At 32.8% G+C, this 14,618-nt stretch carries 16 protein-coding genes; 6 read left to right on the forward strand and 10 right to left on the reverse strand.

Annotation, left to right across the window (positions count from 1 at the left end; translation table 11 throughout):
• Window positions 1-6: 6 nt before the first annotated feature.
• Window positions 7-1,809 carry a sodium:solute symporter family protein gene (locus tag ACR9ES_RS13635; RefSeq protein WP_435254584.1) on the forward strand — a complete coding sequence of 601 codons (1,803 nt, stop codon included), beginning with the start codon at window positions 7-9 and terminating at the stop codon, window positions 1,807-1,809.
• 66 nt (window positions 1,810-1,875) lie between these two features.
• Here the strand turns inward: ACR9ES_RS13635 and ACR9ES_RS13640 are convergent, their stop codons facing one another.
• Together ACR9ES_RS13640 and ACR9ES_RS13645 are read right to left on the reverse strand one after the other, a co-directional pair.
• Window positions 1,876-2,187, reverse strand: coding sequence for a hypothetical protein (locus ACR9ES_RS13640; protein WP_435254585.1), 312 nt, complete (start codon window positions 2,185-2,187; stop codon window positions 1,876-1,878).
• Window positions 2,188-2,199: 12 nt separating this feature from the next.
• Window positions 2,200-2,496 carry a Gfo/Idh/MocA family protein gene (locus ACR9ES_RS13645; RefSeq protein WP_435255656.1) on the reverse strand — a complete coding sequence of 99 codons (297 nt, stop codon included), beginning with the start codon at window positions 2,494-2,496 and terminating at the stop codon, window positions 2,200-2,202.
• 140 nt (window positions 2,497-2,636) lie between these two features.
• On the opposite strand from ACR9ES_RS13645, the gene ACR9ES_RS13650 reads away from it, so the two are divergent.
• Window positions 2,637-2,813: a hypothetical protein gene (locus tag ACR9ES_RS13650; RefSeq protein ID WP_274634347.1), complete on the forward strand. Its 177-nt coding sequence runs from the start codon at window positions 2,637-2,639 to the stop codon at window positions 2,811-2,813.
• A 95-nt stretch (window positions 2,814-2,908) separates the two neighbouring features.
• Complete coding sequence (locus ACR9ES_RS13655) at window positions 2,909-3,919, forward strand: 3-oxoacyl-ACP synthase III family protein (RefSeq protein WP_274634346.1); 1,011 nt, start codon at window positions 2,909-2,911, stop codon at window positions 3,917-3,919.
• Window positions 3,920-3,997: 78 nt separating this feature from the next.
• Here ACR9ES_RS13655 and ACR9ES_RS13660 read toward each other — a convergent pair whose 3' ends face one another.
• Window positions 3,998-6,445, reverse strand: a complete 2,448-nt coding sequence (locus ACR9ES_RS13660) for a TonB-dependent receptor domain-containing protein (RefSeq protein WP_435254586.1) — start codon at window positions 6,443-6,445, stop codon at window positions 3,998-4,000.
• 101 nt (window positions 6,446-6,546) lie between these two features.
• Here ACR9ES_RS13660 and ACR9ES_RS13665 point away from each other — a divergent pair, with 101 nt between their 5' ends.
• Window positions 6,547-6,909, forward strand: coding sequence for a CoA-binding protein (locus ACR9ES_RS13665; protein WP_435254587.1), 363 nt, complete (start codon window positions 6,547-6,549; stop codon window positions 6,907-6,909).
• 68 nt (window positions 6,910-6,977) lie between these two features.
• Here the strand turns inward: ACR9ES_RS13665 and ACR9ES_RS13670 are convergent, their stop codons facing one another.
• Genes ACR9ES_RS13670 through pyrR form a run of 5 tightly spaced genes read right to left on the reverse strand, consistent with a single transcriptional unit; the run spans window position 6,978 to window position 10,164 of the window.
• On the reverse strand, window positions 6,978-7,946 hold the full coding sequence (locus ACR9ES_RS13670; RefSeq protein ID WP_435254588.1) for a ribonuclease Z: 969 nt from the start codon (window positions 7,944-7,946) through the stop codon (window positions 6,978-6,980).
• 4 nt (window positions 7,947-7,950) lie between these two features.
• A complete protein-coding gene (locus tag ACR9ES_RS13675) occupies window positions 7,951-8,271 on the reverse strand; it encodes a T9SS type A sorting domain-containing protein (protein ID WP_274634342.1) in 321 nt (106 codons plus the stop codon).
• Between the two features lie 46 nt (window positions 8,272-8,317).
• On the reverse strand, window positions 8,318-8,650 hold the full coding sequence (locus ACR9ES_RS13680) for a hypothetical protein (protein WP_274634341.1): 333 nt from the start codon (window positions 8,648-8,650) through the stop codon (window positions 8,318-8,320).
• Window positions 8,651-8,652: 2 nt separating this feature from the next.
• A complete protein-coding gene (locus ACR9ES_RS13685; RefSeq protein ID WP_435254589.1) occupies window positions 8,653-9,585 on the reverse strand; it encodes an aspartate carbamoyltransferase catalytic subunit in 933 nt (310 codons plus the stop codon).
• A gap of 24 nt (window positions 9,586-9,609) precedes the next feature.
• Window positions 9,610-10,164 carry a bifunctional pyr operon transcriptional regulator/uracil phosphoribosyltransferase PyrR gene (pyrR, locus tag ACR9ES_RS13690; protein ID WP_274634339.1) on the reverse strand — a complete coding sequence of 185 codons (555 nt, stop codon included), beginning with the start codon at window positions 10,162-10,164 and terminating at the stop codon, window positions 9,610-9,612.
• Window positions 10,165-10,311: 147 nt separating this feature from the next.
• On the opposite strand from pyrR, the gene ACR9ES_RS13695 reads away from it, so the two are divergent.
• Complete coding sequence (locus ACR9ES_RS13695) at window positions 10,312-12,204, forward strand: SulP family inorganic anion transporter (RefSeq protein WP_435254590.1); 1,893 nt, start codon at window positions 10,312-10,314, stop codon at window positions 12,202-12,204.
• A gap of 91 nt (window positions 12,205-12,295) precedes the next feature.
• On the opposite strand, the gene ACR9ES_RS13700 is transcribed toward ACR9ES_RS13695, so the two are convergent.
• A complete protein-coding gene (locus ACR9ES_RS13700; RefSeq protein WP_435254591.1) occupies window positions 12,296-13,237 on the reverse strand; it encodes a hydrogen peroxide-inducible genes activator in 942 nt (313 codons plus the stop codon).
• 116 nt (window positions 13,238-13,353) lie between these two features.
• Between ACR9ES_RS13700 and ACR9ES_RS13705 the strand changes: the two genes are divergently transcribed.
• The gene (locus ACR9ES_RS13705; protein WP_435254592.1) at window positions 13,354-13,824 is read left to right on the forward strand and encodes a Dps family protein; all 471 of its coding nucleotides are present in this window, start codon (window positions 13,354-13,356) and stop codon (window positions 13,822-13,824) included.
• 8 nt (window positions 13,825-13,832) lie between these two features.
• On the opposite strand, the gene ACR9ES_RS13710 is transcribed toward ACR9ES_RS13705, so the two are convergent.
• The gene (locus tag ACR9ES_RS13710; RefSeq protein ID WP_435254593.1) at window positions 13,833-14,615 is read right to left on the reverse strand and encodes a sulfite exporter TauE/SafE family protein; all 783 of its coding nucleotides are present in this window, start codon (window positions 14,613-14,615) and stop codon (window positions 13,833-13,835) included.
• Window positions 14,616-14,618 lie beyond the last annotated feature (3 nt).

A 14,618-nucleotide genomic window follows, 5' to 3' on the forward strand; every position in this document is an offset into this window, starting at 1 on the left:
TATTTCATGAATCTAACTACGATTGACTATACTTTTATCTTTATTTTTTTCAGTATTACATTAGGAATAGGAATCTGGGTTTCGAAAAAATCAAAACAAAGTACTTCTGAGTATTTTTTATCGGGTAGAAATATGCCTTGGTGGTTATTGGGAGTTTCAATGGTAGCTACAACTTTTTCAACTGATACTCCTAATTTAGTTACAGATATTGTTAGAACCAATGGGGTTTCTGGAAACTGGGTTTGGTGGGCTTTCTTGCTAACAGGAATGTTAACGGTTTTTATTTATGCGAAATTATGGAGAAAGAGCCAGTCAACGACAGATTTAGAGTTTTATGAACTTAGATATGGAGGAAAACCTGCTAGGTTTTTAAGAGGATTTCGATCACTATATCTTGGAATATTTTTTAATGTTTTAGCAATGGCAGGTGTAACTTTAGCCGCTATAAAAATAGGGGAGGTAATGTTGGGCTTAACACCAATTCAAACAATAGGAATTGCTTCGGTAGTTACGGTTATTTTTAGTGCTATTGGTGGATTCAAAGGGGTGGTGTACACCGATTTTTTATTGTTTTTTGTTGCTATGATTGGAGCTATTGGAGCTGCATTTGTAGCAGTAAACCATCCTGAAGTAGATGGTTTAGAGAATTTATTAACACATCCTAATGTAGTAGATAAATTATCAATTTTACCAGATTTTAACAATAAGGAACTACTTATATCAATTTTTATTATTCCGTTAGCAGTACAGTGGTGGAGTGCTTGGTATCCTGGAGCAGAACCAGGTGGAGGAGGATATATTGCTCAAAGAATGCTGGCTTCTAAAGATGAAAATCATGCTATTGGAGCAACTTTTTTCTTTAATATTTTACATTATGCTTTGCGTCCGTGGCCATGGATTATTGTAGCATTGGCTTCATTGGTGGTATTTCCTGATTTAGCGAGTATAAAAGAAGCTTTTCCGAATGTGTCAGATGACAAACTAGGGCATGATTTAGCATATCCTGCAATGTTAACGTTTTTACCTAGTGGATTAGCAGGTATTGTACTTACATCGTTAGTAGCAGCATACATGAGTACAATTTCTACCCATTTAAATTGGGGAGCTTCTTATATAGTAAATGATTTTTACAAGCAAAATATAAATCCAAATGCTAGTGAAAAAACATTGGTAAATGTAGGGAAATTAGCAACCGTAGTTTTAATGATTTTTAGCGCAATACTAGCTTTACTATTTACCAATGCGTTAGAGATTTTTAAATTTATATTAATGTTTGGTGCAGGTACTGGACTTATATTTTTATTGCGTTGGTTTTGGTGGCGTATCAATGCGTGGAGTGAGATTTCGGCAATGATAGCATCAGGAATTTTTTCACTGATTTTTTATTTTAATGCTGAATATTTATTTGGAACAGAAGGAGTGTTTGAAAGTTATTGGCAATTTCCATTAGTGGTGTTGTGTACTACTATTGTTTGGCTGTTGGTAACTCTGCTAACGAAACCAGAAGATGATGAAGTACTGATTAGTTTTTATAAAAAGATTCAACCTAAAAAAGCAGGATGGTTGTATGTGTTAGCTAAAGCAAAAGAGAAAAATATTGTAATAGATGAGCAGAAAGAAACGGTTAATTTAGGTAATGGTTTATTAGCTGCTTTTACTGGTTGTATTTTAGTCTTTAGTAGTTTGTTTGCAACTGGAAATTGGATTTACGGAAATTATACAATTGCTATGGTGTTAACAGGAATTGCATTCGTAACAGTATATATTCTACTGGGGTTGTGGAAGAAGATTAAAGTGAATTTTCTATAAAAACAGATAAAAATAAATACTAAAAAAACACTAACTCATTACAAGTTAGTGTTTTTTGATTATAGATTAAATATCTCTTAACATTTCTGATTTGTTGTTGTTTTTCCAGGTTCCGCCTGTAAAATCTGGAACTTTAATAGAGCTACTGTTCTGTGCTACAGATAACTCAGAAAGAGGCGTAATAGCACTCCATAAAACACTATCATATACATTAATATCTAATGGCAATCCTTGGTTTAAGCATTTAATTAAGCGGTAAATCATCACAAAAACCATTACTCCGTGACCTACAGAATTGACTGATATTTGTGTTTTTAGTTTATCCCAAAGAGGATGGTTGTATTTTTCTCTGTATTCATTATATTTTTCAGGTTTCAACCATTCATGTCCTCACCAAGCTAATTCTTCTTCATTATTATAGCAACAATTTTCTAGCATTATACAATGCTTTTGCGTGCGTTTTGCGGTTTCTATCAACTTCCAACAATCCTCTAAGGTATAAGCTACAGGAACCTCGCAGGCTACATGCTTGCCTTGTTCCATTCCATATAAAGCCATTGGCGTATGCCATTCCCAAGGAGTAGCAATTATTAATAAATCGATATCATCACGTTCAACAACCTTTTTCCATTCTTCAGGACTTCCATAATAAGCATCAGCAGTTTTATTGTGTGTTTTTTTGAAGATGTTCGTTTAGTTTGTCTGTTTTCTCTTTGCGTAAATCAGAAACAGCTACAATTTCAGCATTTCCATTTTTTACCAACCAATCAAACATTTGTACTAATACTTGCCCTCGGTTTCCACAACCAATAATTCCAACATTAACTTTGTCTATTTTAGGAGCAGCTCAACCAAAAACACTTCCTTTTGCAGTTTTATTTAACAGAGGAATGGTTTTGTCACTAGCTTCTTCTTTACAAGAAAAGGCAGTAGACAAACCAAAAAACATAACAGCTTTGGTTGATAATGAGAGGAAATTTTTCTGTTCACAAATAATTAGTTAATATTTGTAGCTTTATGTCTTTTTGTAAAGGTATTAATTAATTACTATTTTTACAGGCTGCAATTGACAACAACAAAATAATCAACTTTAAAAAATATGTATAATTCAAAAATTACAGGATTAGGTTATTATGTTCCTGAGAACGTAGTGACTAACGATGACTTGACTCAGTTTATGGAGACGAGTGATGAATGGATACAAGAGAGAACTGGTATCAAAGAGCGTCGTTGGATCGACCCAAAAACTTCTGATGATTCTACATCAGTAATGGGAGCTAAAGCCGCTAAAATAGCCATAGAGCGTGCTGGATTGACTAAAGATGATATTGATTTTATCATTTTTGCTACGTTGAGTCCTGAATTATATTTTCCAGGAGGCGGTGTGCAAATTCAAGATTTGTTAGATATGCCAACTGTTGGAGCATTAGATGTTCGTAATCAATGTTCTGGATTTATTTACTCGCTTTCTGTCGCTGATCAGTTTATTAAAACAGGAATGTATAAAAATGTTTTAGTAATTGGTTCTGAAAATCACTCAGGTGGTTTAGAGCGTTCTACGCGCGGTCGCGGGGTTACTGTAATTTTTGGAGATGGAGCAGGGGCTGCTGTTTTATCACGTTCGGAAGAGGAAGGAAAAGGAATTTTATCTTCTCACTTACATTCCGAAGGAAAATATGCGAAAGAATTAATGTTAGAAGGTCCTTCAACAGGACGTTGGGTTCCTGAAATTATGGAAGCAAATGATCCAGATGATACTTCGTATTATCCATATATGAACGGTCAATTTGTATTTAAACATGCGGTTGTTCGTTTTTCAGAAGCAATCGTTGAAGGTTTACAAGCAAATGGATTACAAAAAGAGGATATTGATATGTTAATTCCGCATCAAGCGAACTTACGTATTGCGCAGTTTATTCAAAAGAAGTTTCAGTTGTCTGACGACAAGGTGTATAACAATATTATGAAGTATGGTAATACGACTGCTGCGTCAGTTATTATTGCATTGACAGAAGCTTGGGAAGAAGGAAAAATCAACGATGGTGATTTGGTAGTATTAGCTGCTTTTGGTAGTGGATTTACTTGGGGATCGGTAGTGATTCGCTGGTAATTTTAGTCTGCATATAAAATAGAAAAACCGAAGTATTAACTTCGGTTTTTCTTTTCAAATAATTCTACAATTGTAGGTTTATATAAATCCTCCACCTCCTTGGGTTTCGTTATTATCACGTTGTTTTCTAGCGCGGGTTTTATTTTTTCCTCCACCAAATCTGTAGTTAAATCCGATATAAGCAGTTCTGCTTTCCCACTTGAAACGTCCGTTTTGAACAAAAGGTCTTTCAGAGTTAAACTTAAACCTCATGTCATTAAAAATATCGTTAACTCTCAAATTGATGTTTCCTTTTCCTTTAAGAATAGTGTAGTTAGCACCTATGTTAACCATTTTCATAGGCTCTACATCCCACTGAATATCTTCTCTTGGTCCTCTATACATAGCAAATAATTGTAAACGTAATTTTTTAGATACTGTAAAACTATTGCTTATACGGGCATTAAAAATGTCTGTTTTAACTTCAAGAGTAGGAGCATTAGGATTACTGAAATCAGCAGTTCCAAATTGTTTCTGAGAATAATAATCCATACTAGCATTAGCTCTCCACCATTTTGCAATTTTATAATTTACAGAGAATTCTAAACCATAAGCATCCGTATCGTCAAAATTGGCAAAAGTTAATACCTGTTTAGTATTTGTTTCATCTAAAGGATCCATGTAAGTAGCTCTATTGATTACATCGGTAATATTTCTGTAAAAACTACCTAATGTTATCGAGCCTCCTTTTACTTTTCTGGTGTAGTTAAATTCAATCGAGTTTGTAAATTGAGGAACAAGGTCAGGGTTACCAACCGATGTAATTAAAGGTGTACTCCATTCTCTAATAGGGTTAACTTGTTGTATTCCTGGTCTGTCTACTCTTTTGCTATAGCTTAACTGAAATTGATCTGCCTCATTAGGATTATAAGTGAAAAAAGCTGACGGATATACGCTGAAAATATCATCAGTAACTTTATCATTTTTCACATCACCATTTTCGTCTAGCCCTGTAAAGTTACCTTCAATTTCATATTGCTCAAAACGCGCTCCTAATTGCATAGATAGTTTACCAAACTGGTGACCATAGTTTACATAAGCAGAATAGATATCTCTGTCGTAAGTAAAATAAGAATCCCCTACATCTCTATATGTTTTATTACCATTAATATCTTCTAATACGATTTGTTGGTTTGTAAGGTTAATATTATCTGTACTGTTTACTCGATACTCTAAACCTAATTCAAGTTTACCATTTTTAGAAATAGGGTTTGTATAATCCAAATTTATTAATGTACTTTTTCTATTGTTGTTTATGTCATTAAAGTAATCAGGTTGCGAACCTTCAAGGAAATAGTTATTTAAATAGTTTGGCGTTTTATTTTTAGAATAGTTAGCTTCAAACTCAATAGTGTGTCCTTCTTTAGCAAAATCGTGTTTGTAGTTTACGTTGTAAGCTTGATTATGGCTTTCGTTATTTTGAGTGTTAGGAGAATGTTCAGTTAAATCACCATTATTATCGGTAATAATAGCACGTCCGCTTGCATCACTCGTAAACCAATTTTGAGTTGTGTATAATGATAAAGTGTTTTTATCATCTAAATAAATATCGGCTCCAATTTTAAACAAGTGAGATTCATTATCGTTAGTGAAAACAAAATCTTGATAGTTAATTCCAGGTCTACTAACGTACCCAAAGTTATAGCGCTCACCACCATTATATCCGTAGTTACCAAAGAAGTTTACTTTACCTGTTTTGTAATTCATATTAGTAGAAGCATTGTAACGAACAAAATGACCAGCTTCAACACCTGTGTTTATAGAACCATTAAATCCCATGTTGGCATTTTTATTAAGAATGATATTAATAATACCACTCATTCCTTCAGGATTGTATTTAGCAGAAGGGTTCGTGATTAACTCAACGCTTTTGATAGATGAAGAAGGAATTTGTTTTAATAACTCAGAAGCAGGAATGTTTGTAGGTTTTCCGTCTACCAATACACGTACGTTTTCATTACCACGTAAACTAATATTTCCTGATTGACTATCCACACTTACCGATTGTACGTTGTTTAATAACTCAGAAGCAGTAGCTCCTGCTGAGGTTAAATCCTTACCAACATTAATTACTTTTCTGTCTACTTTTTGAGTTACAGAAGAAGTTTCAGCCCTAACTTCTACTTCATCTAAAGTAGTGCTGTCTTCTTCTAAAGAAATAGTTCCTAAGTCTATTTTATTTGATTTGTTACTAACTGAAACAGGTTTAGAGAAGGTTTTATATCCAATAAATTGAACTTCTACAATACTATTTCCTTCAGGGATATTTTTTATAGAGAATAAACCGTTGTCATCAGTAATTCCACCAGTCACAATTTTTTTGGTAGCATCTTTGATTATAATATTAACATAAGGTAACGGTTGTTTGGTTGTTTGGTCGACTACTTTACCAGATACGATTCCCGGTTTAGGAAGATTACTCTTAGGCATTTGGGCAAACATGCTCGTGCTTAATACAGTTAAGAGTATTATGAATATGTTTTTCATTTGGTTGTTTTTAGATTTAGATTGTTTTGATGCTTAATAGACAGTCTAAATAGTATCTTTGTTACTCTAATTAACAGGTTTTAACGTAATATTAACATAAGATGAAAAAGCGAACTTTAGTTCTTGGTGCCTCTTTAAATCCGACAAGATATTCTAATATTGCGATTAAAAGATTGATAAGTAATGGTGTAGAAACACTAGCATTAGGCGCCCGAGAAGGCAGAGTGGGTGATGTTGTAGTTGAAACAGAAAAGAAACTTTTTTCTGAAATAGATACGGTCACTCTCTACCTGAATCCTGAACGTCAGAAGGAGTATTATGATTACATCGTAAGTTTACAACCACGAAGGGTTATTTTTAATCCAGGAACTGAAAATGTAGAGTTTATTGAGGTTTTAAAAAATAACGGAATTGAAGCTGAAATAGCCTGTACTTTGGTACTTTTATCTACAAAGCAGTATTAAATAGATTGTTGGATTGTTGATTAATACTGAACTTCTTAAATTCTAAACACCTTAACACCTCAAACTTTCTATTCTTTAAATTCTTCAATTTTTGAATCTTTTAATATTTTAATAGGAAAATGGTCTGTGCTGTATAATTTTCCTGCTTCAGCAAGTTCTACATTTTTAAAAATAGTTTGAGCCTCAGCTTTAAAATCTTCTAAATTATTATACCTGCTAGAATAATGCCCGATAATTAATTTTTTTGCATTTGCCTGATTAGCAATAGAGGCAGCTTGTTCGGCTGTTGAGTGTTTTGTTTTCTCACACAAGTCTTCTCTATCTTTTAAAAAGGTAGCTTCATGATAGAGTAAATCAACATCTTTAATGATAGGTACTATAGCTGGTTTGTAAGCAGTGTCACTACAAAAAGCGTAGCTTAATGGTTTAGGCGGATCAAGGGTAAGTTCTTCGTTGGGAACTATTTCTCCTGTAGAAAGAATAAAATCTTTACCAGCTTTTATATTATGAAAATCACAAGTTTCAATCTCTTCATATTGCTGAATATTTTCAACATGTAACTTTCTAGGTTTAGGTTTTTCCGTGAACAAAAAACCATTTGTATATATTCTATGATCTAACGGAATGGTTCTTACAGAAACCTTGTCATCTTCAAAAATAAGTTCACTTTCTTTAGAATCTAATTCATGAAAGATGATAGGATACTTAGTCCACGATTTTGAAACTTTTAATTGAAGTACTGTAACTTCTTTTATTCCTTTAGGACCGTAAATATGCAACTCTCTTTCACGGTTTAAAATACCGAAAGTTGAAATTAAACCGACTAAACCAAAGAAATGATCGCCATGTAAATGAGAAATGAAAATATGGTTGATTTTAGAAAAACCAATCTTGTATTTACGCATTTGTCGTTGAGTACCCTCACCACAATCAATTAAAAAATGTCGATTGTTAATTTCTAAATATTGAGCAGTAGGGTAGGCATTAACTCTAGGGGTTGCAGAATGGCAACCTAAAATAGTCAAATGTAAACTCATTCATTTATTTTATTACAAAGCGTTTAGAAATAATTTCTTTATTGCTTTGTATTGCGTAAATGTACATTCCAGATTTTAAATCGTTACGTTGAAACGGAAAAGAATTACGTCCTTTTAAAGCTTTTAATTCTTTATTGTAAACTGTTTTACCTAGCACATTTCTAACAGTTAAAATAACTGTTTGATCGTGTTTAGCATTAAAGTAAATAGTAGTGCTGTTTGTAAAAGGGTTAGGGGATGCCACTAGCTTTTCAACCGATTTTTCTTGAGAAAAACCAACTGAGATAGCTAAGAAAAAAGTTATAAAAAGTATTTTTTTTACCATAAATTATCACTTAGGGGGGAATGAATAATTATTTAATAATATAAGGTTAAAAACCTAAATCGCGTTGAATTTCTTCCATTTCAATCACATCTTCTGCTTCAATTAAAGTAGGAACGATGTTAAAAGTTTCAGGAAAATCATCAATATCTACATCTTTTGATACAACTACAAAAGATGTGCCATTACTTTGATGTTCATGAGCGTATTTCAAAAATAGCAAAATATTTTTGTTAGAGGCATTAAATTGCTCTGAAATTACAAGAATCAGGTTTTTTCCTGTAAGAGTAACATATTCTTTTTCAAAGTTTTCTAAGAAATCTGAAAAGGAATTTTCATCAGAAGTTATTAATGTATAATCTGTTTTTTGCTCTGCTTTCATGTTTACCTTTTTATTTGTTGTGCTAACAAATAAATTACTGCCATACGTACAGCAACTCCGTTTTCTACCTGATTTAAAATAATAGACTGGCTACTGTCGGCAACATCACTTGTTAGTTCTACACCACGGTTTATCGGCCCAGGGTGCATAATAACAATCTTTTTATCAAGGTTGTCTAAAATTTCTTTATTTATACCAAAAAGCTGTGTGTATTCTCTTGTTGAAGGAAAATATTTAATATCCATACGTTCGTGTTGTACACGTAACACATTGGCTACATCACACCACTCTAAAGCTTTTTTAAGATTGGTTTCTACTTCAACGCCTAAACTAGAAATGTATCTAGGAATTAAAGTACTTGGTCCACAAACTTTTACCTTAGCGCCTTGTAGTTGTAAAGCGAATATGTTTGATAAAGCTACACGCGAATGTAAGACATCACCAACAATCAAGATTTTCTTTCCTTTTAAATCGCTATTTAAAGCTTCACGCATTGAAAAACTATCTAATAAAGCTTGTGTTGGATGTTCGTGTGTACCATCACCAGCATTTATAATTTTTGCATCTACATGTTTTGATAAGAAAATTCCTGCTCCTACATTGGAGTGGCGCATAACAACAATATCAACTTTCATTGATAAAATGTTATTAACGGTGTCAATTAGTGTTTCTCCTTTTTTTACGGATGATTGTCCTGCTGAGAAATTAATAACATCAGCTGATAAACGCTTTTCAGCTAATTCAAAAGAAAGTTTTGTACGGGTACTATTTTCAAAAAATAAGTTGGCAATAGTAATATCACGTAATGAAGGAACCTTTTTTATAGGTCTGTTAATGACTTCTTTAAAATGAGCAGCGGTTTCAAAAATAAGCTCAAGGTCATTTTTGTTAAGGTATTTAATTCCTAATAAATGTTCAACGCTTAACTGCTTCATCTTAGTTTGTTTTTTTAATCATAACTAATCAAGCTTTGAGGGCTTGGGTTCAAGGTAAATTGTATCTTCTTTGTGAGTTTCTTGCCAACAAACAACTACTTTTTCTTCGTTGATGGCATCTACTTGTCTTCCACGGTAATTAGGTTGAATTGGTAAATGACGACTAAAACGGCGATCAATTAATACCAATAATTCGATGTTGTCAGGTCTTCCGTACGATTGTAATGCCGTTAAAGCACTTCGTACGCTTCTTCCTGAGTACAAAACATCGTCAATAATTACCACTTTTTTGTCTTCAATTAAAAAGTCTATTTGAGTTGAAGTGGCTTCTAATGGTTCTTGTCTTCTGCGAAAATCATCACGATAAAAAGTAATATCTAAAAGACCTAATTGTAAGTCCTTTATATTGTATTCCTCTCTTAATAATTTAGCTAATCGATTAGCTAAATAAGTACCTCTAGGCTGTAATCCTATTAAAACGGTATTAGAAAAATCGTTGTGATTCTCGATTAACTGACACGCTAATCGATGCAGAATGATTTCAATTTCTTTCGAAGTAAGTAGTGTTTTTCTGCTCATTTGTTGCTACCAAATTGGTTTGATAGTTCAACGTTCAAAATTACGGCAAAAAAATACGCTGACAAAATTAAACTTAATGAAACGTAAAACTTGGTCTATAAAATTATCTTTACATTTGCCCACTTTTACAAAAGACTCTTAGAAATTATGATGAAATACATTAAAAGTAAGAAGATTAACATAAAAGACGATTCTTTAGCAGGTATTACAGTATCGTTAGCAATGATACCAGAAGTAGTCGCTTTCGCTTTCGTAGCTCAAATTAGTCCTATTGTTGCGTTATTTGGAGCGTTTGTTATAGGAATCATTTCTGCGATTTTTGGAGGTAGACCAGGATTAATTTCTGGTGCAGCAGGAGCTGTGGCTGTAATTTTTGTAAACATGATACAAGAAGGGCATGCTAAAGGGTTGTTGTTTGATACACCTGTAGAAAACATGGGATATTTTTATTTACTAGCAGCTGTAGTGTTAATGGGGATAATTCAAGTGTTAGCAGGACTATTTAAACTTGGAAAATTAGTTAGGCTAATTCCACACCCTGTAATGATGGGATTCGTAAACGGTTTAGCAGTAGTTATTTTTATTGCGCAACTAGGAATGTTTAAAGAAAATAAGAAAGATATTTTCGGGCAAAACATGCGTAAAACTGAATCGAAAGAACTGGTTTATAAAATAGCAGATAATGAAGTACAAGACCTAGTATCAAATGCTGCATTATTTTCAATCAAAGGAAATTCAATTGTCAACAATCAAACAAACCAAGAAGTTTTTGTAAAATCAGACACACAAGTTTTTGATGCTAAAACAAAAAAGGTTGTTTTTAATATAGAAAATGACGGATTTTATTCAGTAAAAGATAGCGGAGTTGTAAAATCTACTTTACAAGGAACTAAGTTATACACTATGGTGGGGTTAGTGTTGTTAACGATGTTAATTATATGGTTACTTCCTAAGTTAACAACAAAAGTACCAGCAGCTTTAACGGCTATTTTAATTGTAACATTTGTATCTATTATTGGAGGATTAGAGTCTATCAATGTTGGAGATTTTATTAGAGATGGTGGAGGAGCAGGTTTAAATGGTTTTGATGAGATTTCTAAAAAAATGAATTTAGCAGAACTTTGGAGCAATTTACCATTCAACTTAGATACTTTAAAGTTTATAGCGCCATATGCCTTTTTAGCAGCTTCAGTTGGGTTAATTGAAACATTAATGACGATGAATTTAGTGGATGAATTAACAGACTCAAGAGGTGATGGTAATAAAGAATGTATAGCACAAGGAGCAGGGAATATGTTAAGTGGTTTGTTTGGAGGAACTGGTGGTTGTGGTATGATTGGTCAAACAGTAATTAACATTAACGCAGGTGGTAGAGGACGTTTATCAGGAGTTATGATGGCGGTTACTTTATTAATTTTTATCCTTTTTGCTGATAAATATATTGAGCAAGTGCCTATTGCGGCTTTAGTAGGTGTAATGTTTATGATGGTTATTGACACGTTTGCATGGTCGAGCTTTAGAATTATGAACAAGATACCAAAATCAGATGCAATTGTATTAATTATAGTATCTGCGGTAACCGTGATTTTTGATTTAGCAATTGCTGTATTTGTCGGAGTAATTATTTCAGCATTAGTTTTTGCTTGGGAAAATGCTAAGAAAATTAGAGCAAGAAAACGTTTTAAACAAGATGGAACCAAAATTTACGAAATTTGGGGGCCTTTATTCTTCGGAAGTATTACTGCTTTTAACGAAAAGTTTGATATTAAGAATGACCCAAAAAATATAGAGATTGATTTTGTTGAGTCTCGTATTTCAGATCACTCAGCTATTGAAGCTATTTTTATACTAGTTGAAAAATATCAAAAGGCAGGAAAAAAGGTAACGTTAAAACATTTAAGTGAAGATTGTAAGGTATTGCTGTATAAAGCAAGTCCGATTTTTGCAGATGTTATTGAAGAGGCGGTAGATGATCCTCGTTATCATTTAGCTGCAAATCCTGAAGATTTTCCAAAGCCTTTATCAGAATATAGTTTTTAAATAAAAAATCCCGCAATTGCGGGATTTTTTATTTTGTGTTTGTCTGTATTTTAGCAGCGAAGCGTTCTTTAGTCTTTTCTATATAAGAAAACTAATTTTTTTGAAGTGGACTTATAATTTCTACATCACTAAAAGCAATAGCACCTCTAATAACACTATCAATTGTGTTTTTTAAAGCTTCAATCAGTTGCATTTTTAATTGCGATTTATGATAAATTAAACTTACTTCACGTGCAGGAGGTGGAGTTTCAAATTCTCTTAAATGAGCTTTGTCTCTATCATTCAAATCTAAGGTGTTTAAATAAGGAAGTAAGGTCATTCCCAATCCATCTTTAGATAATTTGATAAGTGTATCAAAGCTTCCGCTCTCTAGTTGAAAATGATGTGTAGCACTTCTTTTATTTGTTCTACAAAGGTTAATTACGCTATCTTTAAAACAGTGTCCATCTTCAAGTAATAATATATCGTCGACTTCTAAATCGTCTACCTTTAATTTCTTTTGCTTGTATAAGCGATGTTCATTAGGAACTAAACCAACAAAAGGTTCGTAATATAAAACACGTTCTTTAATAGCTTCATTTTCTAACGGAGTGGCAGCAATGGCAGCATCGATATATCCATCCATTAACTTTCTAACTATTTCTTCAGTAGTTAACTCTTCAATAACTAACTGTACTTTAGGATAGTTTTTACTAAAGGTTTTTAAGAACATAGGAAGTAAAGTAGGCATAATGGTAGGGATGATTCCTACTCTAAACTCTCCTCCAATATATCCTTTTTGTTGGTGAACGATATCTATAATTCGGTTACTTTCATCAACAATAACTTTGGCTTGCTCTACAATACGTTTTCCTACTTCTGTTAATTCTATAGGTTTTTTTGAACGATTAAAAATTTTAGCATCCAATTCTTCTTCTAACTTTTGAATTTGCATACTAAGTGTTGGTTGTGTTACAAAACAATGTTCTGCAGCAATCGTAAAGTTTTTATATTCAGCAACAGCAAGTGTATATTTTAATTGCGTTATAGTCATTTGTATAATAATTTTCGATAAAGATATTAAAACAATCAATAACCTTTATAATCTAAGTATGAAAAGTTGTGCTAAATTTGCAGTAGAAAAAGTAAAAAACTTAAAATCAACATACTATGACAACTACAATTTTAGGGTTAGACAAGCAAAAAACGACAACATTAGTAAAAGAGTTAAATGCGTTGTTAGCTAACTTTCAAGTATATTATCAAAACGCAAGAGGTTTACACTGGAATATTAAAGGGAAAAACTTTTTTGAGTTACACATGAAATTTGAAGAGTTTTATACCGATGCACAAGAAAAAGTAGATTTAATCGCAGAGCGAATTTTAACGTTACAGGGAACTCCTTTACATACTTTTGATGATTACACAAGTGTATCTAAAGTTCCTGTAGGAAAAAACATTTCAAACGATGTTGAAGCAGTTAAACTAATTATTAGTTCATTGTCTGAATTATTAAAAATAGAACGTACAATTCTTGATTTGTCTGATGAAGCAGAAGACGAAGGAACAAACTCAATGATGAGCGATTTTATTGCTGAACAAGAGAAAACAATATGGATGATGAATGCTTGGTTAGGCTAAAATTAGCGTTACACAAGTAAATACTTCCATAAAATACGAATACTTACAAAGGCAATCAAAATAGCGGTTGCCTTTTTTAGTTGTGTAGGGGTAAAAAATTGGTTACTCATTCTGCTACCAATTTGACCTCCAATAAAAACGGTGATTAATAAAATAGAAGTAAGTTTCCAGTCGATAGAAAACTCAGGGTTTGTGTACTGTCCCACTAAACCAGAAATTGAATTTACTAAAATGAAAAAACTTGCTGTAGCTGCTATTTTTTTAGGAGTGTCCCAATTGGTTAAATGAAGTAGCGGAGCTAAGAAAATACCACCACCAATACCTACCATTCCAGAGATAAAACCAATAACTCCGCCATAACCAGCATTTTTTGCAAGGTTTAAGTCGTTGGTGTTGTTGCTATCGGTAACTACTTTGTTAGAAATCCACATAGTAATAGCAGCAAAAAGTAATGTAAAACCTAAGAGAATAAAGAAAAACGTCTGACTTATTCGCAGATATCCCCCTAAAAAAGCTAAAGGAATACTAAATAAAGTAAGCGGAATAACCTTTTTCCAGTTGTATTGCTTTTGTTGTAAGTATAGTAAAACATTTCCGGTAACGACCATCACATTGCACAGTAAAGCAGTAGCTCTTATTTGTGTAAAAAGTAATCCTGTAAGCGCTAAAACAGCTAAATAACTTGAGCCTCCACCAAAACCAACGGAAGAGTATAGAACAGCTACAATAAAAAAAAGTAAGATTATGTACCAATTAGTACTTAAAACATCTAAAAAAAGCGTGATTACCATAGT

Source organism: Tenacibaculum sp. A30 (genome assembly GCF_051200845.1).
Taxonomy (GTDB): Bacteria; Bacteroidota; Bacteroidia; order Flavobacteriales; family Flavobacteriaceae; genus Polaribacter.

Bases quoted from the DNA above. Each gene is read 5' to 3' on its own strand.
- ACR9ES_RS13680 (WP_274634341.1), bottom strand. From the start codon at position 8,650: ATGAAAGCAGAGCAAAAAACAGATTATACATTAATAACTTCTGATGAA.
- ACR9ES_RS13660 (WP_435254586.1), bottom strand. From the start codon at position 6,445: ATGAAAAACATATTCATAATACTCTTAACTGTATTAAGCACGAGCATG.
- ACR9ES_RS13670 (WP_435254588.1), bottom strand. From the start codon at position 7,946: ATGAGTTTACATTTGACTATTTTAGGTTGCCATTCTGCAACCCCTAGA.
- ACR9ES_RS13695 (WP_435254590.1), top strand. From the start codon at position 10,312: ATGATGAAATACATTAAAAGTAAGAAGATTAACATAAAAGACGATTCT.
- ACR9ES_RS13700 (WP_435254591.1), bottom strand. From the start codon at position 13,237: ATGACTATAACGCAATTAAAATATACACTTGCTGTTGCTGAATATAAA.
- ACR9ES_RS13705 (WP_435254592.1), top strand. From the start codon at position 13,354: ATGACAACTACAATTTTAGGGTTAGACAAGCAAAAAACGACAACATTA.
- pyrR (WP_274634339.1), bottom strand. From the start codon at position 10,164: ATGAGCAGAAAAACACTACTTACTTCGAAAGAAATTGAAATCATTCTG.
- ACR9ES_RS13655 (WP_274634346.1), top strand. From the start codon at position 2,909: ATGTATAATTCAAAAATTACAGGATTAGGTTATTATGTTCCTGAGAAC.
- ACR9ES_RS13685 (WP_435254589.1), bottom strand. From the start codon at position 9,585: ATGAAGCAGTTAAGCGTTGAACATTTATTAGGAATTAAATACCTTAAC.
- ACR9ES_RS13675 (WP_274634342.1), bottom strand. From the start codon at position 8,271: ATGGTAAAAAAAATACTTTTTATAACTTTTTTCTTAGCTATCTCAGTT.
- ACR9ES_RS13635 (WP_435254584.1), top strand. From the start codon at position 7: ATGAATCTAACTACGATTGACTATACTTTTATCTTTATTTTTTTCAGT.
- ACR9ES_RS13710 (WP_435254593.1), bottom strand. From the start codon at position 14,615: ATGGTAATCACGCTTTTTTTAGATGTTTTAAGTACTAATTGGTACATA.
- ACR9ES_RS13665 (WP_435254587.1), top strand. From the start codon at position 6,547: ATGAAAAAGCGAACTTTAGTTCTTGGTGCCTCTTTAAATCCGACAAGA.